Below are 26,511 nucleotides of genomic sequence, written 5' to 3'. Positions count from 1 at the left end.
TCCATCGCTGCTTATTCCAATTCAGGCGCGGGTCAGACCCGGGCGGCACGCGGTGAAGCCTTGCCGAACAGTTCGCCCAGCCACGGCAGATACTCCGCCGCGATCCGCAACCCCGCCAACAGCGCCAGCACCGCCATCGCGATCTTGCCAAAGACCGACAGGCCACGGCGGCGGCGGTCCCGGCCCGTCGCGACGACCGGGATCGACACGACCGGCTGCACACCCAGAGCCCGCTCCACCTGACCGGCCGAGCGCAAGGCCGGGTTCAGCAACTCGATGATGAAGGCTGCGGCCAGACCGGCGATGACCGACGCGACGCCGCCCATGATCGCGGTCTTCTTGCGCGAGCGCGAGATCGGGTATTCCGGCACCAGCGCGGTTTCCAGCACTTCAAAGCCACCGGCCGCCTGACGATCTTCGAGGAACTGGCCCATCTCGGCCTCGGCCTTGCGGCGGGTGATGACGGAATACTGTTCCTGAAGGGTCGACATTTCGCGTTCCATCGCGCTCAGCTCGCGCTCGACCTGCGGGGCAGAGGCGATCAAGGCCTCGATCTGGGTGGCGCGCTCGACGATCAGAAGCTTTTGCTCTTCGAGCAGGCCGATCTGACGCTCCAGCACCTCTTCGCGCTGGCGGTTGGCGGTGGTTTCCAGCGTCAGGATCTGCTGGTCAAGGTCCAGTTCGGTTTCACGCAGGCTGGCCAACTGGCCGCGCAGATCGCGCACCCCTTCGGGCAGTTGCAGCGCATTTTCCGATTTGTAGGCGGCGATGCGGTTTTCGAGCGCGGCGATCTGCTCGGCCACGCGGGCCTCTTCGCTGCTGAACAGGTCCAGCGTTTCGCGGGCGCGTCCGACATTGCGGTCACGCGACTGGTCGATGACAAAGGTCATAAGTTCATTGGCAACTTCGGCAGCCTTGTCCGGGTCGGTCAGGCGAACCGAGATCAGCAGCCCCGACGGTGCGTTGCCGCCCGGTGCGAATTGTTGGGTCTGGTCGCGGATTTCCTCGATCCGGGCCGCTTCGCGCATCAGGCCGACACGCTCCAGCGGGGTGACGGTCGGGTCGTCGGCAAACAGGTCGTGCTTTTCAACCACCTTGAAGAGGTTGTCGCGCGACATCAGGCGCTGTTCGATCAGCTTGACGCCGCGGGTCGCGCTGGCGGAATTGCCGGCCGAGGCCCCGGCCAACTGGTCCGGGACCGAGGCATCCTCGATCTGGACGACGGCGGTGGCCTCGTAGACCTTCACCTGACCCAGCGCGTAATTGAGCGAGAAGAGGCAGCCGATGAACGTGATGATCACGATCACCCAAAAGCGGCGTTTGATCGCCGAAAGAATTTCGTCGAAGGACTGGAACTGGTTCATACTGTCTGCTCCCGCAAAGTTGGCCCCCAATGCGGAAGAGGCGGCCACGGGCGCGCCATCTTCTTGACCCAATTTAGGCAAGTTGCCCCGTTTTCGCCATGGTTTTGCTGAGTTAAGGCCCTGAACATAGCGTTTCTGAATCCGGGATTGGGGTCATATTTTTGCCTTAATCTCAAAAAGATAAGCGAAATCAGCGGCAAATGTGGCGGTTTCGCCAGAATTGCGGTTTGTTCAATCGGGCAGGTAGGTGAGCGACAGCAGCCAGCCATCGCGGGCCAGCTGGCAAATCGGCAGCGGCGGGCGCGAATCGGGCGCGATTGTGGCGGTTTCCGGATGCTCGGGCCACGTGGCCGCGCACCGGTTCAGGTCCACGGACAAGCCGTGAAAGCCAAAGACCACCCGATTCGCTGGGTACTGCGCCTTGTAGGCGGCTTCCTTGGCGCTGAAGATGTGACGCGCTTTGCTGGTATCCTCTTCGGGGCGGCAGATCTCGGGGATCAGGTCGGGGTCGAGCGGACCGGCCCGGTCGAGGTCCAAGCCCAGCCAGCCGCCCATCGTCACGACGGCAACGGCGATGCCATCGTGATGGGTGATCGACCCGGCAACACCCTCGGGCCAGATCGGCGCGCGGTCGGGCCCCATGGGCACGGGTGCCAGAACCCCCAGTCGCGCCAAGGCCTGCCGCGCCGCCATCCGTCCCAAGCGGAACTCGGTTTGGCGTGTCGGCACGGCGCGTATGATCGCCCGTTCTGCATCCGGATGGGCGGGCGTGGCCGCCCCAAAGGCAATGCCCCAGCACAGGCCGGGGCATTGCTCGTCCATCAAGCGGACGAGGGTTTCTGCTGTCTCGGTTGCGCTCACGCGCGCCGCCGCGCCCGCATCTCGCGGCGTCGGGCCATCGCATCGCTGCGCGATTGCGCTCGGTCCTGTGTCGCGGGTTGCGGCGCAGGGGCCGGGGCGTCGGGCAAGGTTTCGACCATGCCGGCCACCCGCCCCGCCAGATCGCGCAGGACCGGAAAGCGGAAGATGTCGGTGATCGACAGTTTCGCCGCGCCCAGTTCCTCGCGGATGGCGCGATGGGTCTGGACCGCCAGCAGGGAATGCCCGCCAAGGTCAAAGAAGCTGTCCCGCCCGGCGATTTCCTGCACACCCAGATAGCGCGTCCAGATCGCGGCAATCGCCCGCTCGACCCCGGCGCTGTCACCGGTGAAGGTCGGCGCTTCGATTTTCGGCGCCGGCGCAGCGACGACGGTCTGCGGCGCGGGCAGCGCCTTGCGGTCGACCTTCTTGTTCGGCGTCAGCGGAAAGGCGTCAAGCCGCACGAACCGCCCCGGCACCATATAGGCAGGCAGATCCTTGGCCATCGCGGCCTTCAGCACGCCCTCGGCCATGTCCTTGCCGGTGAAATAGCCGACCAAGCGCACGTCGCCCGGCACATCCTCGCGCGCCATGACGACCGCCTGCGTGACCCCGTCGAGGCTCTCAAGCACGCTTTCGATCTCGCCCAGTTCGATCCGGTGGCCGCGCAGTTTGACCTGATGGTCGACGCGCCCGACAAAGTCGATCTTGCCGTCGACACGGCGGCGGACCAGATCCCCGGTCCGGTACATGCGCCCATCGTGGAAGGGGTTGCCGGCAAAGCGTTCCGCCGTCAGGTCAGGCCGGTTCCAGTAGCCGCGCGTCACGCCCTCGCCACCGATCCACAGCTCACCCTCTTGCCCGATGCCGACAGGCTGCCGGTCCTCGTCCAGAACATACATCTGTTGATTGGCCAGCGGCAGGCCGATATTGACCGTGTTTTCATGCCCTTGCGCGACTTCGCAGGACGACCAGATCGTCGTCTCGGTCGGGCCGTACATGTTGGTCACGGTGGCATTTGTGATCTCGCGGAATTCCTCGACCAGCGCACCCGGCAGCGGCTCACCTCCAAGGTATACATGTTGCACACCACGCAGCGCAAAGCGCGCCTCGTCGTTCATCGCAATCATCCGCGCCATCGAGGGCGTGCATTGCAGATGCGTCACACCATGCCGCACGATCTGCGCCGCGATGGAGAAATCGTCCGCCGCCAGTTCCGGCGCGACATTCGCGGCCTTGACCACCTGCGCCAAAGGCCGCAGCCCCTCCAGAACGGTGTCACGCTCGATCCCGTAGTCGATCAGGCAGGCGATTTCGCCCACGCCGATGGCTTGCAGTTCCTCGACGCGAGCAAGCGCATCCTCGACCGTGCCGAACAAGCCGCTGTCGTTGAAGTAGCGTTCAAAGGCAAAGTCCAGAATGGCGTCCAGTTCCTCCGGCTCCAGCCCGTCCAGTTGCAAGTCAAAGGCGTTGTCCACGCCCTCCGGCCGTTTGAACGCGGGGAAGGCCCAAGCGTATTGCTTGATCAGCCCCGCCGCCGAATTCAGGTAGTCTTTCATCGGCTGCCGCGCCACCTCGCGCGCGTGGTCGCGCGTGTCGGAAATGAAGGTGTGCAGCATCAGCGTGACGGTGAAATCCGCCGGGTCATGCCCCGCCTCGCGCAGCGCCGCGTGGTAGATCTTGATCTTGCCCGCGACTTCCTCGACCGACTGGCCCAGCAGGTGCGTCAGCACGTTGCAGCCCAGCTGCCCCGCCTCTTTCCACGTCTGCGGGTTGCCCGCCGTCGTGACCCAGATGGGCAATTCGCGGGACACCGGGCGCGGCTGTGTGACGACCTCGTGCAGGGTGCCGTCCTTGCGCGGAAAGCCCACGGCCTCGCCCCGCCACAGCCTGCGGATCTGGTCGATGTTTTCGAGCATGGCGGGCTTGTTATGCGGCGGTGTATTCTCGGGCCGCAGGACAAAATCGTCGGGTTGCCAACCACTTGCAATCGCCAGACCGGCGCGCCCATTGGTGAGGTTGTCGATCACCGACCATTCCTCGGCGATGCGGGCGGGGTGATGCAGCGGCGCCACCACCGACCCGGATCGCACCCCGATATTCTTGGTGATCGCCGCCACCGCAGCGCCCGTCACCGAGGGGTTCGGGTAAGGCCCGCCAAAGGCGTGAAAGTGCCGCTCCGGCGTCCAGACCGCGACAAAGCCGTTCTCATCGGCGAACTGCGCGCCCTCCAGCAGCATCCGGTACTTGTCACGCCCGACGCCGTCATCGTTGCCCCAGTAGTAGATGGAAAACTCCATCCCCTCGCCGCGCGGCATCGGCCCGTTCGAGATCAGCCCGCGGTCCTCATCCGCCGTCAAGACGACAGTCAGCCCGCGCGCAGTGGTCCAGAACAGTTCCAGCACGGAAATGTCAAAGGACAGAGAGGTCACCGCCAGCCAAGTGCCCCCGTCATGCGGGATATGCGCGTCCATGCCGGTGTAGAAATTCAGAACGTTGCGATGCTCGATCATCACGCCTTTGGGTTTGCCCGTCGAACCGCTTGTATAAATCATGTATGCAAGATGGTCTGGCCCGCTGATGTCGGGTAAGTTGGTGTCGGGCATGCTCGCCAGCCGGGGTTCCGCGTCCAAGACCAGCAGATCGGCCTTGTGCGGGGGCAGCTGCGCCTCGACAGCGGCTTGGGTCACGATCACGTCTGCGCCGCTATCCTCGACGAAATGTTGAAGCCTGTCAGCGGGGTAGCCCGGATCCATCGGCAGATAGGCGCCCCCGGCCTTCAAGATCGCCAATGCGCCGACCAGCAGATCGACCGACCGGCGAGTACACAGGCCCACGACCTTGTCGGGCGCCACGCCCATCTCGCGCAGCAGATGCGCGGCGCGGTTGGCACGGGCGTTCAGCTCGGCATAGGTCAGGCGCGTGTCTTCGAAGATCAGCGCGGTGGCGTCGGGGGTCTTTGCAACCTGTGCCTCGAAGGCGCGGTGCATGGTCAGGCTGCGATCATGGTCCGTCGCGGTCGCGTTCCACTGGTGCAGCACCAGATCCCATTCCTGCGGGGGCAGACCGGCGCCGATTTCCAGCCGCGCGGCGTAGAGTTCCGCCGCCTGCGCACTGATCTTGCCGTCATCCCAAGTCAGCTTCGGTGCGTCGCCAGTGACAATGGTCATCGCGGTGCCCGGCACATGCCCATCGGTCGACAGGCCGATTTGCGGCACCTTCGGCCAGTTCAATTCGGGCGCTCGGAACGGCAGGTCCGTAGCAAATGGATACATCTGGTGTACAGATTGAATACCAGATGTATCCACGCGGCAGCGTGTCCAACCAGCAACCAACCCGCTGTTCGCCAACGCACCAAGACCCGAATCTGCCCAAGCCAGATCGACCACCTCTTCGCCGGTCAATTGGCGGACCCAGGCCGCAATTTGTGTCTCGGTCACTTGCGCCACGGGACGGACGTGGATCTCGCCAACACCCTCGCAAATGTCAGACAATTGCGCCGGGTTCAGCGACGCGAGACGCTTGCGCATGACGTTTTCCTTGGCTGCGACGACAGACATATCTACCGCTTCGGGCAGGGGCAGGCGGTCGCCGGTCTTGGCAATTTGCGCGGGGTCCACCGGCATCCCGCAGATGCGGGTCAGGCCGGTCAGCTTGACCGCGCCGCCTGCGCAAGCCACCGTCAGGCTGTCTTCATCAAGTCCGATCACCGTGCCGGGGGCGGCGTAGCTTTCTGTGATCACAGCGCCAGACGCCAGCCAAAGCCCCGTTTCTGAACAGAATTTCGGAGCAGACAGCGGGTTCCAATACGGCCCGTGGTCCAGCGCACGCACCAGCCGCGCGACCTGCTCGGCGGGTTTGGACCAGTCCAGCCCCCCGTGGCCAAAGGGCCGGTCTGCCAGCGCGTGATAGCTGCGGGCGGACAGGTCTTGTCTCAAGCGGTTCAGCGACCCGGTTTCAAGCTGGTCGAGCAGCTCCGGGAAAGACCCCATCGCCGCCTCGTAAGCCTTTGTATTCAAGGTCAAAGCCGTGTCGTTCGGCGTGATGTCAAACAGACGTTGGACAAGAATGTCGCCCTCGTCCACCCCGCCTTCGATCATGTGCCAAGTCACGCCGTGCTGCGTCTCGCCCTCGATCAAGGCCCAGACCGGGGCGTTCAGCCCGGCATGGCGCGGCAGCGGGCCGTCGTGAAAGTTGATCGCGCCCTTGGCGGGCAAGTCCAGAACCGCCTGCGGGATGATGTCGAGATTGGCGATCGACAGCAGATAGTCGAAACCCTTTTCCAACTGATCCAAAGGCTTGACCGCCAGACCGCGCCCTTCGGCCCAAGCCTGCACGTCGGCGTTGCGGGTCACGACCGCATCAATCCGATTGCCCCGCTCCAAAGCCATTTCAGCACATTGAATCAAAAGCGACTCATTGCCGATCACAACACAGGAAAACCCCATATCCTTCACTCCACGCTTGCCTCAATCGCGGTCCCGGCGCGCACCGTCGGAACCGCTTGGCTCTTTCCCGGCAGGGGGCGCATCATCGCCTTGAGGTCATGAACCAGCAGATCGCGCAGGAAATGCGGAGGGTCCGCCGGCGTTTTTCGCTGCACCACCACGCGCAGCCGCCAGAGAGCGCCGCCAACCGCATGGGCCAACGTGGCCCCGGCAGCATACAAGCGCCCGTGATTCTTGGAAAAATAGTGCCACCGGCTGTCGAGCCAGAAGCCCGGGATGCGCGTCCACCGTTTCATCCCGGTGGACACCGACCCGATATGCGCGACTTCGCTTTCGCGCACGTAATGCGTTTCATACCCGGCGCGCGCGGCGCGAAGGCACAGGTCGGTCTCTTCGAAATACAAGAAGTATACTTCGTCGAAGAGGCCGATTTCATCGAGCACAGATTGGCGCATCATCATCGATGCGCCCGCCAGCCAGTCGACGCGCTGGGTCTGCTCTGGCACGCCGATGGGCACGATCCGATTGCGCAAGACCTTGGAAACAGGCCCAAACCGCGCCGATCCTTCGAGTTCCGACCAGAGCGACGGAAAGCGGAAGGCAGTCACATGGGCGCCGCCGTCCTCGCCATGAATGTAGCTTCCGGCAAAGCCCGCCTCGGGGTGCGTCTCCAGATGGTCCAGCAACAGCCGGATCGCGTCCGGCGCGGGAAAGGCGTCTGAATTCAGGATGTATACATAGTCGGGCTTGGTCCCGTTGCTCATCCGCGCCTGAATGCCGACATTGTTCCCGGCGCCAAAGCCACCATTGCGGCCGGACTGGATGACGCGGACCGGCAGGGCTTCCTCCTGCACCGCGTGAAAGATTTCCTCATACGAGCCATCGCCGCTGTCATTGTCGACGATGACCAGCTCGGCCTCCAATCCCTGCATAGCGACCAAGGCGCTGCGGACAGAGCGTAGGGTCATCTGCGGGGTGCGGTAGTTCAGCGATACGACCAAAAGTCTGGGCATGATCTACTCCGCCGCCTGTGTCGGGAAGGTCACGACTTCGGAGCCCAGCGCCACCGCCTCGGCCCCTTGGATCGCCTCGCGCATCAGCGCGGCCAAGACGCGGACATTGGGTTCCAACACCATCGAATCGTGATCCCCCGGCACTTCATGCACCTCAACATGATCGACGATCCGACCCCAGTCATTGTCATGGGTCACATAGGTGCGTTCGCTGTTCACCATCGCCCCGTCCGAGACCTGCCATTTGCCCACAAGTGGCGGGCGATACAGCACTAGCCGCCCATCCCACGGCTTCAGGTCATAGCGGTTGATCGCGCGGTAGAAGGCGGCCTCGATCTCGGCATCATGGAAGCCCGTGGTCACGGTTTCCGGCGTGTCGCGACGCTTGGCCAATTCCCACGCGATGCGATTCTTGGCCCAGATGACCGGGTACAGCGGCCCCTTCTCGCGGGCCTGCGCCCATTGGATGATCATCCGATCCTTGCGCGACAGCGGGCGGCGCTGTGGCAGCGGCGTGTCGAGCATGACGACGATGGAGACCTCTTCACCGGCGATTTCCAGCTGGCGGGCCATTTCATAGGCGGTGATGCCGCCCCCCGAGAAGCCGCCCAGCATATACGGCCCATGTGGCTGCACCTGACGCAGTTCGGCGATGTAGTCGCGCGCGGCGTCCTCGATGGTCTCATGGGGGGCCTCGCCGCCCAGCAGACCGCGGGCCTGAAGCCCGAAGAACGGCCGGTCCGACCCCAACAGATGTGCCAGATGGCGCAGGTTCAGCACGTTGCCGAACATGCCCGCCACAAGGAAGAACGGCGTTTTCGACCCGCCCTCGCCGTCATGCATCGGCACGAGGTGCTTGAAGCGGCGGACCGGTCTTTCCGTCGGGCCATCCTCTGACACGGGGCCGGTCTCGGCCTCGATCAGCGCGGCGATCTTGCGGATCGTTGGGGCCTCGAACAGGACGGAGATGGGGAAATCCGCGCGGAAGGTCTTTTTGATCGTGGCGAACAGGCGCACGGCGATCAGGGAATGCCCGCCAAGGTCAAAGAAACTGTCCTCGGCGCCGACTTGGCTCACCCCCAGCAGGTCCTGCCACATGCCCGCCAGCGCCGTTTCGATGGCGCCCTCTGGTTCGACATAGTCGCTGTCCAATTGCGGGCGGTCGAAGGTCTGGCCGGGGCCGGACTCCGCCGTGCTGGCGGCGGTCTGTTTCACCAGCGCATCGATGTCCATGGACGACACGACCACCTGCGGCACGCCCAAGGCCAGCGCGCGGGCAAAGGCCTGCACGCCCTCGGGCGGGGTGATGCCTTGCGACAGGTTATGGGCCAGACGTTCCTCGGCGGGGCTGAGCGGCTGGACATGGGTTTCATCCACTTCCAGTTCCGAGGCGGTCAGGCGCGGAGAGGCCTTGAGCACGTCCAGCGAGGCCAGTTTGCGGATAGTGAAGCCGGTGACTTCAACGATCACGCGTCCCTCGGGGTCGGTGAGGGTTACGTCAAAGCTGGCGGTTTCGCCATCGGCGCGGTTTTGGGCGGCGTTGCGGACCCAGGACACGATGCGTGACGGCAGGTCGCCATGCACCCGCACACGGGCGTAGCGGACCGGCACCCACAGGTGGGTGGGCTGATAGCCCTCGATCAGTTCCATCGCCCAGCCGGTGGCGATATCCAGCAGCGCGGGGTGCAGCAGGCAGCCATCGCCTGCGGCAATGTCAGGCAAGGACAGGTCAGCGACGCCCTCTCCCTGCCCCAGCGCGCGGCTATCCAGCACCTTCCAGCGCGGGCCGAAATTCAGGTGGACCTCTTGCGCGGCGGCCAGCTTGCCCCCGGTTTGCGGCGTGCCGCAACGGGTACGAATCGCGGTCAGGTCCAGCGGTTCGGGGCGGGCCATCGGCACGATGCGCAGCGCGCCCTGAGCGGCCAGCGCATGGCCGTGCCGCCCATTCAGCGTGGCATCCGCCAGCACGTCAAAGCCATAGCCCTCGGCGCTGCGGGTCAGGCGCACGCGCACGTCCCGCGCCGCCCCATCGGCCACGCGCAAAGGGCGCAGGAAGGACAAGTCACGGATCTCGAACGGCGCATCCTCGTGATGGGCGCGCAGGGCATGGGCGGCGAGCGTCAGGTAGCCGGTGCCGGGCAGCAGGGCGTCGCCCGCCTTGGTCCGGTGTTCGTCGATGAACCAGTCTTGCGCGCTGTATTCGGCGTGGAACACCCGGTTGCCGTGGGTGTCGAAGGTCGCCTCGTCCAGCATCGGCAGGGCGACGGGCTGCACGGGGGCCTCGGGCGCCTCACCCTGACGGGCGGCGACGGCTTCGGCGGCCATGCCGACCTCGGCCCAGATGCCCCAGTTGATCGCCATGACCTTGGTCCGCCCGGTGCGGGCGCGGGCGAAGGCGTTGAGGAATTCGTTCGCGGCGACGTAGTCGACCTGCCCGGCGGGCGCGGTGACGGTGGAGGAGGACGAGAACAGCGCGATCCAGTCGGTCGAGCCGTCGGGGAAGACCTCGCCCAGCACCTCGGTGCCATGGATTTTCGGGGTAAAGACGTCCTCGATGCTGGACGGCGATTTCGCCAGCAAGGGCGCGTCGGCGATCATACCCGCGCCGTGGATCACGCCGGTGATACGGCCAAATTTCGCCTCGACCGTGTCGCGCGCGGCCTGCATCGCGCCCGCGTTGCAGACATCGGCGGCGACGACCATGACCTCGGCGCCGAGGGACTCCAGGTCCTGCACCGCACGAATGCGGCGCGCGACGGCGTCTTGCGGCGCATGGCGTTTGAGATAGGTCTCCCAGTCGGCGCGGTCGGGCAAGGCCTGCCGCGCGAGCAGCGCCAGTTTGGAGCCGTGCCGCGCAAAATCCTGCGCCAGTGTCAGGCCGATCCCGCCAAAGCCGCCGGTGATCAGGTAGGTGCCTTGGGCAACCTCGGGGGCCTCGGGCAGGGCCACGGGCCGCATGGCGCATTCGAACCGCCGGTCGCCGCGTAGGGCGGCGATCAGATCGGCGGGCTCGGAGAGCATCTCTTCCAGAACGCGGCCTGTCAGGGCGTCCATGGCCGCATCGCGCGCGGCTTGCGCCTTGGCCCGGCCCCAGAAGCCCGCATCTGGCACCAAGGGCAGCATCAGATCGCAGGTGGACACGGTCACGCCGTTCAGTTCGCGCGGGATCACGCGGGCAGGCCCGGCGATCGTGGCCTTTTCGGGATAGGGCAACGCCTCGTCCCGCAGCTTTTCCGCGCCGTTGGTGAAGACCGACAGGTGCAACGGGCGGGGAACGGATTCGCCCTCCAACGCCTGCGCGAGGAAGAGCAGCGAATAGAACCCGTGCTCTTGCATCCGATGGAAGAAGGAAGAGCCGGGGCGGTGCGTCTCGCCCTCTGTCACCAGCCAGAAATGGGCGATCCGCGTGGGGATCAGGCCGCGCTGGACAAGGTCCTGCACCAGCAGGTCATAGCCCTCGCGCCCGCGTTCCGGGGCAAGGATGTACCCCGTTTCGGTGCGGGCAAAGGTATCGCCGGGGCGGACCTCGACCACGTCATGACCCGCCGCGCGAAGCCGGGCAGAGGCACGGGCCGCCAGCCCGGCCTCGTCGGCAAAGACAAGCCATGTCTGCGGCGTGGCGTCCTGCAACGCGTCGATATCCACCTCGACCTGCGCGGAGCGGGGCCGCCAGACGGGCTTCCACCCCCATGTGCTGACATCGTCATTGCGCATCAGGAATTGCGGCGCGCTGTCGGCGGCCTTGCCCGGCGCGATGAAATAGGGCGCGCGCTGGAAGGCATAGGTCGGCAGCACCACACGGTTGCGCCGCGCCTCGCCCCAGATCTGGTCCCAGTCGACGGTGACGCCCAGCGCCCAGAGACGGCCGAGCACCTCGAACAGGTGCTTGTCATCGGCGATGACGTCGTCGGGGTGGCGCAGCGAGGACAGCACGGTGTTGCCATCCACCTTGTCGTGCTGGCGCGCGAGCGAGGACAGCGCCTTGCCCGGCCCGACCTCAAGGAAAACGCGGTCGGGCTTGGCCAGTGCGCCGATGCAATCCGCGAACAGCACGGTGCCGCGCAGGTGGTCCACCCAGTAATCCGGGCTGGTCGCCTGTTCGGGCGTCATCAGCGCACCGGTGCGGTTGGAGGTCAGCGGGATCGTGGGCGCGCTCAGCGGGATCGACTGCAGGTAGGCGCGGAAGCGATCAAGGATCGGTTCCAGCATGCGGCTATGCGCGGCGATGTCGATGGCGATGCGCTGCGCGTCGATACCATCCTTGGCAAGACGCTGCGCAAGATCGTCGAGCGCCGCTCGCGGGCCAGAGGCGACGGACAGTTCGGGGGCGTTGACGGCCCCAAGGTCGAGGTCGTCGCCCAGATAGGGGCGCAGGTCCTCCGCCGCGAGGTTGACGGACAACATGCCACCGGCGGGGACCGTGTCGAACAGGGTGCCGCGCAGGTGCACCAAGCCGATGCAATCCTCGAAGCGCATCACACCCGCCACACAAGCGGCAGTGTTTTCGCCCATGGAATGCCCGGTCAGGGCGGCAGGGCTGACGCCCCAACTCATCCACAACTGCGCCAGCGCGTATTCCGTGATCATGATCAGCGGCAGTTGCAGGCTCGGGCGCTTCAACGCCTCATCGGCCTGCGCCGTGTCACCGTCGGGCAGCCACAGCGTGCGAATGTCCGCATCCGTGAGGGTGGCAAGATGATCGAGGCCCCGATCCATCCATTCGGCAAAGACCGGCTCTGTTTCGTACAGGTCGCGCGCCATGCCCGCATATTGCGCGCCGCCGCCGGGGAACATGAAGACCACGTCGGGCCGGTCCAGCGCGGTATGGTTGTGGACACGGCGGGGGGCGTCCGACTCCAGAAGGGCTGCTGCCTCTTCATGCGTTTCCGCGACGACGATGCGGCGCTTTTCAAAGGCGCGGCGGCCTTCTTTCAGCGTCCATGCCACATCGGCCAGCGACTGTTCGGGATGGGCGCGCAGGTGCTGGGCGAGGCGTTTCGCGCCGTCATCCAGTGCGCCCTTGGACCGGGCTGACAGGGTCAGGATCTGGAAGGGGAAGTCGCTGTCCTCGGACGCGGCACGCTCAGGCGCTTCTTCCAGAACCACATGCGCGTTGGTCCCGCCGACGCCCAGCGAGTTCACCCCGGCGCGGCGCGGATGATCCTCGCGCGGCCAGTCGCTCAGCCGGTCATTGACGCGGAAGGGTGAATTGTCGAAGTCAATCGCGGGGTTCGGGGCCTCGTAGCCCAAGCTTGGCGGCATCTGGCGGTTGTGCAGCGCCAGCGACGCCTTGATCAGGCTCGCCACCCCGGCGGCGGTGTCCAAATGGCCGATGTTGGTTTTCACCGAGCCGATGCGGCAATGACCGACCTTGTCCGAGGTCTCGGCAAAGGCCTGCGTCAGTGCGGCGACTTCGATCGGGTCGCCCAGATAGGTGCCGGTGCCGTGACACTCGACATAATCCACCGTGTCGGCGGTGACGCCCGCGATGGCTTGGGCTTCGGCGATGGCGATCGCCTGCCCTTCGACCGAGGGCGCCAGATAGCCCGCCTTTTGCGCGCCGTCATTGTTGACGGCGGTGCCCTTGATGATCGCCCAGATGTGGTCGCCATCAGCCACCGCATCCGCCGCGCGGCGCAGCACGACGACCCCCGCGCCCGATCCGAACACAGTGCCCTGCGCGCGATGGTCAAAGGCATGACAGGCCCCGTCCGGCGAGAGAATCTCGTTCTCCTTATACAGGTACCCCCGCTTATGCGGCAGCTCGATGGTCACGCCGCCCGCCAGCGCCATGTCACATTCGCCGTTCAGCAGCGCCTGAACCGCGTAATGGGTCGCCACAAGCGAGGTCGAGCAGGCGGTTTGCAGGTTGATCGACGGGCCATGCAGGTCCAGAACATGGGACAGGCGCGTCGTCATGAAGTCCTTGTCGTTGCCCGTATGGCGCAACAGGAACATGCCGGTATTCTCGACCAGATCGGGGTTCGAGCAAACGTTGAAATAGAAATACGAGCCCATCCCGCACCCGGCAAAGACACCGACCTGACCGGGGAAATTCTCGGGCACGTGACCCGCCGTTTCCAGCGCCTCCCACGCGGTTTCAAGGAACTGGCGGTGTTGCGGGTCCATGATCGCGGCCTCTTTGGGTGAAAACCCAAAGAACTCGGCGTCGAAATATTCGAAATCGTCCAGCGGCGCCGCGAAGGGCACGTAATCGCGGTGGCGCATCAGGCCGGGGTCCTCACCGGCCTCGCGCAGCTCGTCCTCGCTCAGGCGGCGGATCGAGCTGACACCATCGCGCAGGTTGCGCCAGTATTGGGCAATATCGGACGCGCCCGGCAGGTGCGCAGCCATGCCGACAATGGCGATGTCATTTTCGCCCAATACCTTTGCGTCAACACTCATGATCCAATACCCCGCCACATGCGACGCCCCCGAACCTAGATAAGGATTGCGGGGAAAATGCGGCGCTTTTTAGGTTTTGGCCCCACAAAATGCCGCAATCAGAAGGGGTTTTGCGGCCCGTTTCGATGAATTTATGCACAATTGGGAATTTTACCAGAATTATCGCTTTTCCGGAAACGATGAGCCGTCACGATAGTGAAAGGATTGCCGCCCCGTTCAGCCATAGGGCCGCGACCGCGATTCCGACGCCGATTCCAGCAAAGACCGCATCGTGCAGCGGGTCCCATGCGCCCATGTGCCGCGCCAGCCAGACCACCACCGGATAGGCCAGCACGAAGGCCGCCCCCTGCCCGATCAGCGCGCCCAGAAGATCGCCCGCTTCCCATCCGATCCAGATGCCCGCGAACATCAGCACCGCACGCGCCAGCGCCAGAACGAAGAACCGCTTGGAATCCCCCGCCGCCAGCGCCGCTTGATCGTAGGTCATGACGATCAGCATCGGAATCTGCGCAACCGCCAGCACCACCGCTACGGCCCCGGCCTGCGCGTAGCGTGCGTCGTATAGCAGGCTCACCAGCCACACCCCCAGCAGCGCGAATACTCCGACAAAGCCCATCAGCAGGCTGGACACGACAAAGCGCATCTTGCGCAACTTGGCAAAGTTCTCGGGGCTCTGCTTGGGCGGGGTTTCGCGGTAGATGGGGATCAGGATCTTTTGCGTGACCATTCCGCCCAGAAGCATCGGGAAGGACGCCCAGAAGAACCCGATATTGTAGATGCCGAACAGGTCGAGCGGGGCGAACTTGCCGATCAGGATCTTGTCCGCCTGTGTAAAGACGAATCCGCAAACGGTCGCCAGAAACACCCATTTGCCGAAGCCGATCAATTCCTGCGCCGCGCGCTTTTCCCAGCGAAAGCGGTTCGCCTCGCCCGGAAGAAAGCGCCAGTTCAGCCAGACTTCGACCAAGGCGCCGACCACGCCGGACACCACCAGCGCCCAGACCGAATGCCACCACACCGCCAGAAGGATGGCAGTGACCACACCGGCGGCCTGCGTGATCATGTCGAGCACCGTCACCCGTCCCAGCATCAGGTGCCGGTTGGCCGTCACCATCCGGGTCGGACGGAAGCCGGTGATCAGCAGGGTCAAAGCGGATACGGGCAACATCTGCAACAGCAGGTCGGCATCGTAAAGCCATGCCATGGGCCAGGCCAGCGCGCAGGCGACCAGCCACAGCCCGATGCCGCGCAACACTTGAATGGTCCATGCGGTGTTCAGGAAATCGCGGTCATCGCCGCGTTTGCTTTGCAAGATGGCCGGGGTGACGCCGACATCGGAAAACTGTCCAAGCCCCATCAGGAAAACCATGACCAAGGCCATCAGCCCGAACGCTTCGGGGAACAGCAGGCGCGTCAGAATCAGGTTCGAGGCCAGCCGGATGATCTGGGAAAAACCGAACCCCCCGACGGTGAACAGCGACGAGCGCATCACGCGGGCATTCAGCCCCTCGCCTCGCATCACGGACAAAACACTCATCTGCCGCGACTCCACCCGGTTGCGCGGTGGCGCGTCAGTTTCGACATCAGGGCCACGCTGGCATAGATTGCGAATCCGACCGGATCGCGCAAGGCCGTGCGCAGCTTTTCCTGCGTCGGAAAGGGGGCCTTGTCGTCATTGTCGGGCAGGGAGGGGTACAGCGCCGCGATTTCATCCACGCCGGCATCCTGACGGCGGCGCACCTTGACCAGCGCATGCCAGCCCTCGGCGATGGGCCAGTCATAGCTGGCCCGGACAAGCCTGCGCTCGGACGGGGCAAAGGACAGGCGGGCAAAGGTGTCGTCGCTGATGATCGCGGGCCAATCGCCCCAGCGCGCACGCCCGGCGGCGTTCATCGCAAAGACCCCGCAGCCGGGAACACCAGACCGCATGAAGGGCACCTGCCGCCAGATCCGGGCATAGGCCCGGCTGACCGCGCCGGTTGCGGTGATCCGCACGCGACCGCTGGCATAGGCGGGGCGGTCCCCGTCCAGCGCAACCGCCAGCGCCGCCAGAAGGCCCGGTGAAACGGTCACATCCGCATCGAGATAGACCCGGATCGCGCCCCGCGTAGCCGCGTCACCCGCATTCAACGCCCCGATCTTGCCGCCCTCTGGCAGGTCGAGCACCGTCAGCGCGTCGAATCGCCCCTCATAGGCCCGCGCGCGCGCCACCGTGTCATCGGTGCAGCCATTGGCGATGACGATCACCTCGTAGCCGCCCGGCACCTCCTCCGAGTCGAGCAGCGCGCCGAGGCAGCCGCCGATCAGCGCCGCCTCGTTGTTTGCCGGAATGATGACCGACACCCGTGGCGTCGATCCGTCCTGTACCTGATCCATACCCGTACCCATGAGGCCACACATTCGGAAAATCCTGCCTCTTACCCGTGACTATATCCCGGTTAACTGTGGCCAAACCAAGGAAACCAAAAGAGTATCGCGACAAATCTGCCTATGGGAGGGCAGGCTGCCAACTCCAGACAGGGAACCCTCGTGTCGCAGCCTTTGCGTATTGGATACATTGTCCCGCAATTTCCGGGACAGACCCATATATTCTTCTGGCGCGAGATTCAGGCGCTGGAGGCGATGGGCCATTCGGTACACGTCTTTTCCACCCGCAAGCCGCCCGAGGGTCTGATTGCCCATAGCTGGTCGCGCGCGGCGATGCGGTCGACGACCTATCTGGGCCAGATCGACCCGTTCAATGCCAGCGTCGCGCTGGCGCGGCTGCTGCCCAAGGGCCTGCCGGGCTGGATGCTGCGCGAAGGCGTCGGCTATTCCAAGGATACCCTTCTGACGCTGGCCGCCGCCGAGCGGCTGCGCCGCGATGCGAAACGGCTGGGGCTGGACCACGTCCATGCGCATTCCTGCGGGCGCGCAGCGCTGATCGCCGCCTTTGCCCATCTGATGGGCGGGCCGACCTATTCGCTGACGCTGCACGGCCCGCTGTCGGATTACGGGCCCGGCCAGCGCTTCAAGTGGAAGCATGCGAGCTTTGCCACGATCATCACCCAGAAGATCCTGAACGAGATCTACGAGGACCTCGAAGGATCGCTGCCCGACCGGTTGCTGATCCGCCCAATGGGCGTCGATACGGAAATCATGCGCCGGGACGAGCCCTACGAGGCGCCGGAAAAGGGCCGCCCCCTGCGGGTCTTTGCCTGCGGGCGGCTGAACATCGTCAAAGGCCATCAGGACCTGATGAGCGCCACCCGCCAGCTGATCGACCAAGGAGTCGACCTGCGGGTCGAGATCGCTGGCGAGGATGACGATGGCGGCACCGGCTACCGGCTGCAACTCGAAGAGCATCTGAAGAAGCTGCGCCTTCAGGACCATGTCAAACTGCTGGGCGCCATCGATGCGGGCGCGGTGCGGCAAAAGCTGCAAGAGGCGCATCTGTTCGTGCTGGCCTCGTGGCATGAACCGCTGGGCGTCGCCTATATGGAGGCGATGTCGATGGGTGTGCCGACCATCGGCACCGATGCGGGCGGCGTGCGCGAGTTGATTCAGGACGGCTCGACCGGCTATCTGGTGGAACCCAAGAACCCCGGCCAACTGGCGCGCACGATCCGGTCGCTGGCGGGCGACCCGGACGCGCTGCTGCGGTTGTCGGCAGCCGGTCGCGCCCATATCGAGGAAAACTTCCGCGCGTCTCTGGGGGCGGAAACGCTGGTCAGCGAAATCCAGCGGTTGAAAGGGATTTAGCGGGCGAAGCCGACGTTTGGGTGAGCCGCGTTTTGCAGCCGCGCGTGGTGGCGTTCCTGAGCTATGAATCCCTCGGTTTATGCTGGCCAAATCCGAAGAAGATCAAAGCTGTGCGCCTGATCCCACCAAATCGCCGCCGCGTGGGGGCTTCGCCTTGTTTCCGCGCTGGGGCAATGCCCGCAAAGCAACCCCATGCCTACAAATCCGCAACCGCAACGGCCACGGACGGGGCGTCGTCAAAGACGACCTCTTCGATGTCGGACAAGATGACACCACCATCCGGCCCGGTCGCCAGCAACCGCCCCTCGACCGTGTCAAAGGCATAATCCTCGCGCGCGCCCGGCAGCACGGCGCGATCCACGCCCGGGCCACCGGCCAGCACGTCGGCACCGCCCGCCGAGACCAGCGTGTCATTGCCGGAGCCCCCCACCAGCACATCCTCGGCGGACGTGCCTTGCAGACGCTGGTTGCCGACGCCTGCAACCCGGGTGATGCCGTTGGCAAAGGCCGCCGGGTCGCGGGTTTCCCAATCGTTGGGGCCTGCGGCGTTGTAGGCCATCAGCATGTCCCAACGGGGGTTCTGATCCTCCAGATAGCGTTTCGCACCCCAGCTGCCCCATTTGCTGGCCGGGGCCACGTCGACGAAGGCGTTGAACAGCGTGCCCCCGGCGGCCTCCCACCCGGCGAGCAGGATTTCGTACAGCTTGGCCATCTCGGGCGTGTAGTTGAACGCGGTGAAGAATGCGGTCAGCCGGTCGTCATCCACACGCGGGCCGTGGCCCGATACATGTGTGCCGCCCTCGTACATCACCAGCCGCAAGCCATGCTTGCGCGCGATCCCGGCGTGATAGGGAAAGACCTCGTCGACCAGTTGCCGCAGCGACCCTTCGGCCAGCGCCAGTGCCACCGGGGCAATCGCCGCCTCGAATTGCGCGGTCTTGACGAATTCACGCAGGGCGACGCGGCGCAAACCTTGGGCCTCTCCGGCGGCGGTGGCCAGCGCCTCGGACTGGTCGAGCCAGTCATTCATGCGTTGCGCCATTTCCTCGCCGCCCATTTCATAGCCGAAATAGCCGGTGACCGCATAAGCGTCGAAGCTTTCCTTGGCCATCTTGCCCAGCTTGAGATAGCCCAAAGGCGACACCAGTATCTGCTCCTCCAGCCCCGGCCAGCCGGTATGGGTGGCCACGACACGCACCAGCCGGTCGTCCTCGTCAAAGACCTCGGTCCAGATGTCCATGACCTGCGCGGCGCGCATCCCGTAGAACTGCATCCAGCCCGTTTCGGAATGGCCCCAAAGCGCGTCAGCCTGCGCCTCGGCCCATGTGGCTTGCGGGAAGATGCGGTTCCAGACCTCGTTGGAATATTCCACATAGGCTTTCAGGCGCGGGTCGAGCCCGGCCTCGACGGCTTCGGCGAAGGCGCGGATATAGGCGTCGTCGGCCATGTGAGGCATGTTGAACCACGGGTCGGCGCCAATCTTGTTGGCCAGACGGATCATCACCTCGACCGGCACACCCCAGCGCACCCATGTGGCATCGGTCATGCGCGGGCGGTCCTCCCACGTGGCAATGGGAGAACCGTTGGTCAGCATCCAGTCCATGAACCGCAGGGCGCGCAGATCGGCAACCGCCTCGATCCAGTCGGGGTTGAAGATCGCGCCACCATCGTAGAGCGGCAGCATATCCTCGCGCACGATGGTGATGTTGCGGATCGGGTCAGAGGGGTCGAGTTCGGTGATCTTGACCGCGACCAGCCCTTCATCCCCGCCGGGTTCGTAGAAAAAGGTGATGCGGCCGTCATCGTAGCGGGTGCGCTTGGCGCGGCCTTCCAGCCGGATGCGGCCCGTTCCCTCGTATCGCAGGACGTAATCGCCGCGCAGCGAGGTCGCGCCTTCGGGCTGTTCGGTCAGCAGAACGGCCTCGAGCGCCTCGACCCCCTCGGGGAGCGACAGCGGCCAGCCCTCGGGCGAGAGGTGGCCCCCGGCCTCCAGTTCCTCGGTGGTCACGCCGCCCCATTGGCCGGGCAGGTGGCCGACCCACGGACGCGACGACTTGAACAGGTCGAGGAAGGGATGCTGCGTGGACCAGTCGGAAATGCCGTTCAGCCCCATGGCCAGCGCAGGCAGGCCATCGGGGCGGATGCCCCGCGGCGGCAAGGCGATGGGCTGGCGTTGCGGCAAGTCGGGCTGGGCGGCTTCGGCCACCTCTTCGGCGACGGCCTCGGCCCCATTGGCCACGGCGGCCTTCAATGCCTTGACCTCTGGCATGGCATCCCAGATCGCCTGCGCGATCTCGGGGAATTTGGCGACGACATCCGGGTGCAGGCTGGCGGGCGGTTGATAGTCGGCGGGCGGCGGGGCTTCGTACAGGGCCGCATAGGTGACCATCGCCGCCAGCAGGTATTGCGTCGGCGTGCCATGCGGCGCGTCATCGACATACAGCGCCTCGGCGGGCAACCCTTCGAGCACGCCGCCATCCGCCAACAGACCCGCCAGCACCGAGGCCACGGGGATCAGCGTGACCTCCAGCGCCGGGCGGGCCTCGGCCAGATCTGCGAGGAAATCCTCGTACCACAGGTGATAATCGCCCGCATTGTGGGCATGATACCGGCCCAAACCCTCGGCATCGGGGGGGAACGGCCCGGTGATACCGTCCATCGCCGCCCAACCCTCATAGACGAACAGGCGTGCGTCGGGGGCCGCGTCATCCACCCAGTCGAACAAGCGCAACGCCGCGCCCAGCGGGCTTTCCCCGGTCGGGTTGTCGCCGTCATACGGCACATTCGGCAACTGGTACTGGATGAAATTGGCCGGCGTCACGATGACCGAATCAAAGCCCGCAGACCCAAACCCGCTTTGCCCCGGCCCCCAGACGCCCCGGACGTTGGGAAACGACCAGTTGGCCGTGGGCGGCAGCCCGTCGGCAAAGTTGCGCAGGAACCCCCATTGCCCATCGAGGCCCAGCGTCCGCCCATCGGCACGGGCCATCTGGCCCAGCCAATGCGGGACGTTGGTGTTGTCATCGGTCTCGCTCAGGTGATGCACCAGCGAATTGCCGAATACATATGCCTTGACGTCCTGCCGCTCTGCCCATGCGGGCAGCGCGCCAAGGGCCAGTGCCACCGCGCCCAACAGTTTCCGGATCATGTGCCTGCCTTGCCTTGCTCGGGGTCAGTATGCCCGATGCGTTCCTGCCGGGCAAACGTGCCATAGGCCGCGCCCTACGAAAAGCGCACTTGGTGGGTTTTCATTCACGATTTGGGGCGTATAGTGACCGTCATGATGACCCTTGGCCATATCGCAGACAGACCGCGCCTTCCGGCGCCGTTTGCGCGTGGCTTCGACTTGCTGCTAGGCCGCCTCTGAGCGTGCAGCCGTCGGCGCGCCTGCTCAGAGGAGATTTGTGACGCGCCGAGCCCCTATTAGCAGCAAACAGGACATTCCCATGAATGCGATCAATCTGGCCGAAAAACTGGCCATGTTTTCAAGCCATTGGGACCCGCACGTTGTGGCGGGCTACAATGGAAACGACGTGATGGTGGTGAAATTCCAAGGCGAATTTCCCTTTCACAAGCATGACGACACCGACGACTTCTTTCTGGTTCTGGAAGGCGAGATGGTCATGGACTATGACACCGCCGACCCGGTGACCGTTCGGGCGGGCGAGATCGTTGTCATTCCCGCCGGGCAGGTTCATCGCCCCCGCGCCGAAGCCGAGGTCAAGGTGCTGCTGATCGAGCCCAAGGGCGAACCCAATTCCGGCGATGCCGACCGCGTCGCATCTGCCAAACCGCATATCTGAAGACGGACAAAGACCATGACTGACCAGACCAAAGACCGCGTCCTCATTTTCGACACGACGCTCCGCGACGGCGAGCAATCCCCCGGCGCCACCATGACCCATGACGAAAAGCTGGAGATCGCCGAGCTTCTGGACGATATGGGCGTCGACATCATCGAGGCGGGCTTTCCCATCGCTTCCGAAGGCGATTTCCGCGCCGTGTCCGAGATCGCGCAGCGGTCCAAGCAATCGGTGATCTGCGGCCTTGCGCGCGCGCAACTGCCCGATATCGACCGCTGCTGGGAGGCGGTGAAGAACGCCGCGCGCCCGCGGATTCACACCTTCATCGGCACCTCGCCGCTGCACCGCGCCATTCCGAACCTGACCATGGACGAAATGGCCGACCGCATCCACGAAACGGTGACCCACGCGCGCAACCTGTGCGACAACGTGCAATGGTCGCCGATGGATGCGACGCGGACCGAGTGGGATTACCTTTGCAGGGTGATCGAGATCGCGATCAAGGCGGGTGCCACGACGATCAACATTCCCGACACGGTGGGCTATACCGAGCCGGGCGAAAGCGCCGACCTGATCCGCCGCCTGATCGCGACCGTGCCGGGCGCCGACGAGGTGGTCTTTGCCACGCATTGCCATAACGACCTTGGCATGGCGACGGCGAACGCGCTGGCCGCCGTCGCGGGCGGCGCGCGCCAGATCGAATGCACGATCAACGGGCTGGGCGAACGCGCCGGCAACACCGCCCTCGAAGAGGTGGTGATGGCGATGAAGGTGCGCGGCGACGTGATCCCGTATTTCACCAATGTCGACAGCCGCAAGATCATGCACATCTCGCGCCGGGTCTCGACCGTGTCGGGCTTTGCCGTGCAGTTCAACAAGGCCATCGTCGGCAAGAACGCCTTTGCCCATGAGTCGGGGATCCATCAGGATGGCGTGCTGAAGAACGCCGAAACCTTCGAGATCATGAAGCCCGAGGATGTGGGCCTTGCCGCGAACTCGCTGCCCTTGGGCAAGCATTCGGGCCGCGCGGCGCTGCGCGACAAGCTGCGCCAGCTTGGCACCGAGGTGGGCGACAACCAGCTGAAGGACATCTTTGTCCGGTTCAAGGATCTGGCGGACCGCAAGAAGGAGGTCTACGACGACGACATCCTCGCGCTGGTATCCGCCACGACCGAAGGCGGTGACGCGATCCAGCTGGTGAACCTGCGTGTCGTGTGCGGCACCGGTGGCCCAGCCAAAGCCGAGATCGAGCTTGAGATCGACGGCAAGGATCAGACGGCGGAATGCGAGGGCGACGGGCCTGTCGATGCGGCGTTCAAGGCGGTGCGTGAACTGCACCCGAACAAGGCGCGCCTTCAACTGTACCAAGTGAATGCGGTGACGGCGGGTACGGATGCGCAGGCGACCGTGTCCGTGAAGCTGGAAGAGGATGGCGTGATCGCCACGGGCCAGTCGGCGGATACCGACACGGTCGTTGCCTCGGTGCGGGCCTATATCCAGGCGCTGAACCGGCTGATCGTCCGCCGGTCCAAGGTTGGGCCCGGTGCCGATGCGAAAGAGATTAGCTACAAGGATGCGTGACCTTGGGTAGGATGGGTGATCACCCATCCTACTTTCTCGTCACTCGCCAAATTGGCCATCCGGAACGGGCTCGATCTCGTCCGGATCAAGCAGACTAGAGCGCATATCCCGGTGGATCGAACTGAACGCCCAGTGCGCCGGGGAGTCTGAAAGGTGATGCCGGACAGGGTCTGTCCAGCAATAGCGCTGATGCAAGTCAAGATCGGCTGCATTTCGGATCGTGTGTTCCCAGAACCGCCTTTGCCAGACACCCTTCTCACCCTTTGCCGCCTGGCTCGGAGAAACAGCCCCAGTCAGCCCTGAAATCTGGGTGAAACGGCGCTTTAGAAACTGCCAGCGCGACGAGAAATCCTCGTCTCCACGTGGCAGCGTCCAAATGGCATGCAGGTGATCTGGCAGGATGACGATGCATTTGGTCTGGAAGGGATAGCGCTGCAAACACTCCGCGTATGCGGTTCGCAAGATATCGACATGATCGATGAGAGAGTGTCCGAACCTCTCTTGGAGCCGCACGGTGAAGAAGTACGTGCCACCAGGCACACGGAATCGGCGATACTGGGTCATGCCGAAGACATTGGCACAAACCGGTTACTCAAATTTGAACCAAAGTAGGATGGGTGATCACCCATCCTACCCCGGCCTACGCCTTCTTCACAAATTTCGTCAGGATCACGATCCGCTGGCCTTCGACCCGGCCAGAGATGTGCTCGGCATTGTCCGGCTCAAGGGAAATCTTGCGCACCGCAGTCCCTTGTTTGGCCGTGAATCCAGCCCCCTTGACCGGCAGCGCCTTGATCAACGTCACAGTATCGCCGTTCTGCAAGACGGTACCGTTGCAGTCGCGATGCACCACCTCATCGCTTGACGACACCCCGGCCTGCGCCCAGTCCAAGACCTCCGGTTCCAGATACGCCGTCTCCAGCACCTCCGCCGCCCAGACGGCATCCAGCCCGTTCAGCAAGCGCCATGCCAGAACCTGTTCGGCAGGTTCCGTGCTCCAGATTGCGCCGTTCAGACATTGCCAATGCGGATCTTCGGTCGGGCCGTTTTCGGCACCGTCGCGGCAGGTGGCGCACAGCGGCACCTCGTCCTCCTTGGGCGCGACGACATAGGGGGTGGCATCCTCGCCACCGCACAGGGCGCAATTCGACATGGGGTTCTCCAATACCGCAGTTTGCTTTGCTCAAACCGCAAGCCTGCCGCCCTGTCCATGCGCCAAAAGCGCACTCAGAACAGCAGGCCCACCACCAACGGCGCAAGAACCGCCGTCAGCACGGCGTTCAGGCCCATGCCGATGCCCGAAAACGCGCCTGCTGTCGGGTGGATGCGAAAGGCATGCGCCGTGCCGATGCCATGTGCCGCAACGCCCACGGCAAAGCCGCGGGCCCGCCAGTCCTTGACCCCCAGCATGTTGAGCATCGGGGTCGACACCACCGCCCCGACGATGCCCGTCAGGATCACCAGCGCCGCCGTCAGGGTCGGCAGGCCGCCGACAGCTTCGGACACGCCAAGCGCCACCGGCGCGGTGGCCGATTTCGGCGCCAATGACAGCAGCACAGCGCCGCGCACTCCGAAAAGCCACGCCAACCCAAGGGCAGACACCATCGCCACCAGCGATCCGGCCAGCAAGGCGGCCAGCATCGGCCATAGGGCACGGCGCACCTTGGACAGGTTCAGGTACAGCGGCAGGGCCAGCCCCACCGTTGCCGGACCCAGCATGAAATGCACGAATTGCGCACCCTCGAAATAGGTATTGTAGGGCGTCCCGGTCAGGCGCAAAACGGCGGCCAACAGGATCACCGCGATCAGCACGGGATTGGCCAGCGCGTGCCGTCCCGCCAGTTGTGACAGGATTTCCGCCGTGACATAGGCGCCCAGCGTCAAGGTCAGCCATAGCAGCGGCTCCTGCGCGAGGTAGGACCACAGGGCCAGCGCCTCAGTCATCGCCGACCCCGGTCAATTTTGCCACCAGCAAAAATGCCCCGACCCCGGCGAGGATCGCCAGCACGGTCGAGCCGATCAGCGCCACGAACAACCCCACGCCGTACTCGGCAAAGGCGTCGAGATGCGCGACCACGCCCACGCCTGCCGGAACGAACAACAAGGACAGGTGCGACAGGAAGCCGGTCACCGTCTCGCGCATGTAGTCGGCCAGTCGCGGCACCACGAGGAACGTGACGAACAGCGCGGCCAGCCCGATCACCGGGCCGGGCACCGCCAAGGTCAGCCCGCGCGACACCGTCTCGCCCGCCAGTTGGTAGACAAGCAGAATCGCGAGGACGCGGATCACAGCATGGCCGGGATCACTTGGTCCGGCGGGCGGTGGCCGTCGGCGAAGGTCTTGATGTTGATGATGACTTTCTCACCCATCTCGACGCGGCCCTCATAGGTGGCCGAGCCCATATGCGGCAGCATCACCACGTTGGGCATGTTGCGCAGCTCGGGATTGCCTTGGATGCCGTGTTCGTAGACATCCAGCCCCGCGCCCGCCAGTTCCCCGGCCTTGAGCATCCGCGTCAGGGCATTTTCGTCGATCACCTCGCCGCGCGAGGTGTTGACGATCACCGCCGAAGGCTTCAGCAGTTTCAGCCGCCGCGCGTTCAACAGGTGATAGGTCGAGGGCGTCGAGGGGCAGTTGACGCTGATCACATCCATCCGTGCCACCATCTGGTCGAGGCTTTCCCACCACGTCGCCTCGTGCTTTTCCTCGATCTGGGAATGCAGGCGGCGGCGGTTGTGGTAGTGGATCTGCATGCCGAAGGCCGCCGCGCGCTTGGCCACGGCCTGACCGATGCGGCCCATGCCGAGGATGCCCAGACGCTTGCCGCCCAGACGACTGCCCAGCATGGCGGTGGGCGCGTAGCCGCCCCACTCGCCGGTCTGCATCAGGGTCAAGCCCTCGGGGATGCGTCGGGTGACGCCCAGCATCAGGGCCAGCACGATATCGGCGGTGTCCTCGGTCACGACGCCGGGCGTGTTCGACACGAGGATGCCGCGCTGACGGGCGGTCGCCACGTCGATATGATCGAAGCCCGCGCCGAAATTGGCGATCAGCTTCAGCTGTTCGCCCGCCTGACCGATCAGGCCTGCGTCGATCTGGTCGGTGACCGTGGGCACCAGAACGTCGGCCTCGCGCACCGCATCGACCAGCTCGCCGCGGGTCATGGGCGTGTCATCGTCGCGCAGGCGCACGTCGAACAGCTCTTTCAGGCGGGTTTCGACCACCTCCGGCAAGCGTCGCGTGACGACAACACTCAGACGTTTTGATGGCATGGATGTCTCCCCGATCTTCCTGCGC

The 26,511-nt window shown here is 64.8% G+C and carries 16 protein-coding genes; 3 read left to right on the top strand and 13 right to left on the bottom strand.

What is annotated here, in order from left to right:
- Nucleotides 1-32 precede the first annotated feature (32 nt).
- The 7 genes from D8Z78_RS16915 to D8Z78_RS16885 all read right to left on the bottom strand — a co-directional run bounded on the left by D8Z78_RS16915 (nt 33) and on the right by D8Z78_RS16885 (nt 16,476).
- The gene (locus tag D8Z78_RS16915) at nt 33-1,364 is read right to left on the bottom strand and encodes a GumC family protein (protein WP_121633052.1); all 1,332 of its coding nucleotides are present in this window, start codon (nt 1,362-1,364) and stop codon (nt 33-35) included.
- 231 nt (nt 1,365-1,595) lie between these two features.
- The gene (locus tag D8Z78_RS16910) at nt 1,596-2,225 is read right to left on the bottom strand and encodes a 4'-phosphopantetheinyl transferase family protein (RefSeq protein WP_128910836.1); all 630 of its coding nucleotides are present in this window, start codon (nt 2,223-2,225) and stop codon (nt 1,596-1,598) included.
- Nucleotides 2,222-6,670 carry a MupA/Atu3671 family FMN-dependent luciferase-like monooxygenase gene (locus D8Z78_RS16905; protein ID WP_121633048.1) on the bottom strand — a complete coding sequence of 1,483 codons (4,449 nt, stop codon included), beginning with the start codon at nt 6,668-6,670 and terminating at the stop codon, nt 2,222-2,224. Before D8Z78_RS16905 ends, D8Z78_RS16910 begins: the two co-directional genes overlap by 4 nt.
- A 5-nt stretch (nt 6,671-6,675) precedes the next feature.
- Complete coding sequence (locus D8Z78_RS16900) at nt 6,676-7,683, bottom strand: glycosyltransferase family 2 protein (protein WP_121633046.1); 1,008 nt, start codon at nt 7,681-7,683, stop codon at nt 6,676-6,678.
- Between the two features lie 3 nt (nt 7,684-7,686).
- Nucleotides 7,687-14,088 carry a type I polyketide synthase gene (locus D8Z78_RS16895; RefSeq protein WP_121633043.1) on the bottom strand — a complete coding sequence of 2,134 codons (6,402 nt, stop codon included), beginning with the start codon at nt 14,086-14,088 and terminating at the stop codon, nt 7,687-7,689.
- Between the two features lie 187 nt (nt 14,089-14,275).
- Entirely contained in the window at nt 14,276-15,625 is a 1,350-nt protein-coding gene (locus D8Z78_RS16890; protein WP_121633042.1) for an oligosaccharide flippase family protein, read from the bottom strand.
- The gene (locus tag D8Z78_RS16885) at nt 15,622-16,476 is read right to left on the bottom strand and encodes a glycosyltransferase family 2 protein (protein WP_240672161.1); all 855 of its coding nucleotides are present in this window, start codon (nt 16,474-16,476) and stop codon (nt 15,622-15,624) included. The genes D8Z78_RS16890 and D8Z78_RS16885 overlap by 4 nt, the downstream gene beginning before the upstream one ends.
- A 141-nt stretch (nt 16,477-16,617) precedes the next feature.
- On the opposite strand from D8Z78_RS16885, the gene epsE reads away from it, so the two are divergent.
- Nucleotides 16,618-17,829: an exopolysaccharide biosynthesis GT4 family glycosyltransferase EpsE gene (gene epsE, locus D8Z78_RS16880; protein WP_121633038.1), complete on the top strand. Its 1,212-nt coding sequence runs from the start codon at nt 16,618-16,620 to the stop codon at nt 17,827-17,829.
- Nucleotides 17,830-18,025: 196 nt separating this feature from the next.
- Here the strand turns inward: epsE and D8Z78_RS16875 are convergent, their stop codons facing one another.
- Entirely contained in the window at nt 18,026-20,977 is a 2,952-nt protein-coding gene (locus D8Z78_RS16875; RefSeq protein WP_121633036.1) for a calcium-binding protein, read from the bottom strand.
- Between the two features lie 298 nt (nt 20,978-21,275).
- Between D8Z78_RS16875 and D8Z78_RS16870 the strand changes: the two genes are divergently transcribed.
- Entirely contained in the window at nt 21,276-21,632 is a 357-nt protein-coding gene (locus D8Z78_RS16870) for a cupin domain-containing protein (protein ID WP_121633034.1), read from the top strand.
- A 15-nt stretch (nt 21,633-21,647) separates the two neighbouring features.
- Nucleotides 21,648-23,213 carry a 2-isopropylmalate synthase gene (locus tag D8Z78_RS16865; protein WP_121633031.1) on the top strand — a complete coding sequence of 522 codons (1,566 nt, stop codon included), beginning with the start codon at nt 21,648-21,650 and terminating at the stop codon, nt 23,211-23,213.
- A 39-nt stretch (nt 23,214-23,252) separates the two neighbouring features.
- On the opposite strand, the gene D8Z78_RS16860 is transcribed toward D8Z78_RS16865, so the two are convergent.
- The 5 genes from D8Z78_RS16860 to D8Z78_RS16840 form a co-directional block, all read right to left on the bottom strand.
- Nucleotides 23,253-23,777: an REP-associated tyrosine transposase gene (locus tag D8Z78_RS16860; protein WP_121633029.1), complete on the bottom strand. Its 525-nt coding sequence runs from the start codon at nt 23,775-23,777 to the stop codon at nt 23,253-23,255.
- A 76-nt stretch (nt 23,778-23,853) separates the two neighbouring features.
- The gene (locus tag D8Z78_RS16855) at nt 23,854-24,366 is read right to left on the bottom strand and encodes an alkylphosphonate utilization protein (RefSeq protein ID WP_121633027.1); all 513 of its coding nucleotides are present in this window, start codon (nt 24,364-24,366) and stop codon (nt 23,854-23,856) included.
- A 74-nt stretch (nt 24,367-24,440) separates the two neighbouring features.
- Complete coding sequence (locus D8Z78_RS16850) at nt 24,441-25,157, bottom strand: LrgB family protein (protein WP_121633025.1); 717 nt, start codon at nt 25,155-25,157, stop codon at nt 24,441-24,443.
- Nucleotides 25,150-25,503: a CidA/LrgA family protein gene (locus D8Z78_RS16845; protein WP_121633023.1), complete on the bottom strand. Its 354-nt coding sequence runs from the start codon at nt 25,501-25,503 to the stop codon at nt 25,150-25,152. The genes D8Z78_RS16850 and D8Z78_RS16845 overlap by 8 nt, the downstream gene beginning before the upstream one ends.
- Entirely contained in the window at nt 25,500-26,486 is a 987-nt protein-coding gene (locus D8Z78_RS16840; RefSeq protein ID WP_121633021.1) for a 2-hydroxyacid dehydrogenase, read from the bottom strand. Before D8Z78_RS16840 ends, D8Z78_RS16845 begins: the two co-directional genes overlap by 4 nt.
- Nucleotides 26,487-26,511 lie beyond the last annotated feature (25 nt).

This window comes from Tropicibacter alexandrii (genome assembly GCF_003667315.2).
GTDB lineage: Bacteria > Pseudomonadota > Alphaproteobacteria > Rhodobacterales > Rhodobacteraceae > Tropicibacter > Tropicibacter alexandrii.
This window is presented reverse-complemented; position numbering and strand designations above follow the sequence as displayed.

Coding starts and splice junctions, on each gene's coding strand:
- D8Z78_RS16915 (WP_121633052.1), bottom strand. CDS start 1,364: ATGAACCAGTTCCAGTCCTTCGACGAAATTCTTTCGGCGATCAAACGC.
- D8Z78_RS16905 (WP_121633048.1), bottom strand. CDS start 6,670: ATGGGGTTTTCCTGTGTTGTGATCGGCAATGAGTCGCTTTTGATTCAA.
- D8Z78_RS16900 (WP_121633046.1), bottom strand. CDS start 7,683: ATGCCCAGACTTTTGGTCGTATCGCTGAACTACCGCACCCCGCAGATG.
- D8Z78_RS16895 (WP_121633043.1), bottom strand. CDS start 14,088: ATGAGTGTTGACGCAAAGGTATTGGGCGAAAATGACATCGCCATTGTC.
- D8Z78_RS16890 (WP_121633042.1), bottom strand. CDS start 15,625: ATGAGTGTTTTGTCCGTGATGCGAGGCGAGGGGCTGAATGCCCGCGTG.
- D8Z78_RS16885 (WP_240672161.1), bottom strand. CDS start 16,476: ATGGGTACGGGTATGGATCAGGTACAGGACGGATCGACGCCACGGGTG.
- D8Z78_RS16875 (WP_121633036.1), bottom strand. CDS start 20,977: ATGATCCGGAAACTGTTGGGCGCGGTGGCACTGGCCCTTGGCGCGCTG.
- D8Z78_RS16870 (WP_121633034.1), top strand. CDS start 21,276: ATGAATGCGATCAATCTGGCCGAAAAACTGGCCATGTTTTCAAGCCAT.
- D8Z78_RS16865 (WP_121633031.1), top strand. CDS start 21,648: ATGACTGACCAGACCAAAGACCGCGTCCTCATTTTCGACACGACGCTC.
- D8Z78_RS16860 (WP_121633029.1), bottom strand. CDS start 23,777: ATGACCCAGTATCGCCGATTCCGTGTGCCTGGTGGCACGTACTTCTTC.
- D8Z78_RS16855 (WP_121633027.1), bottom strand. CDS start 24,366: ATGTCGAATTGCGCCCTGTGCGGTGGCGAGGATGCCACCCCCTATGTC.
- D8Z78_RS16850 (WP_121633025.1), bottom strand. CDS start 25,157: ATGACTGAGGCGCTGGCCCTGTGGTCCTACCTCGCGCAGGAGCCGCTG.
- D8Z78_RS16840 (WP_121633021.1), bottom strand. CDS start 26,486: ATGCCATCAAAACGTCTGAGTGTTGTCGTCACGCGACGCTTGCCGGAG.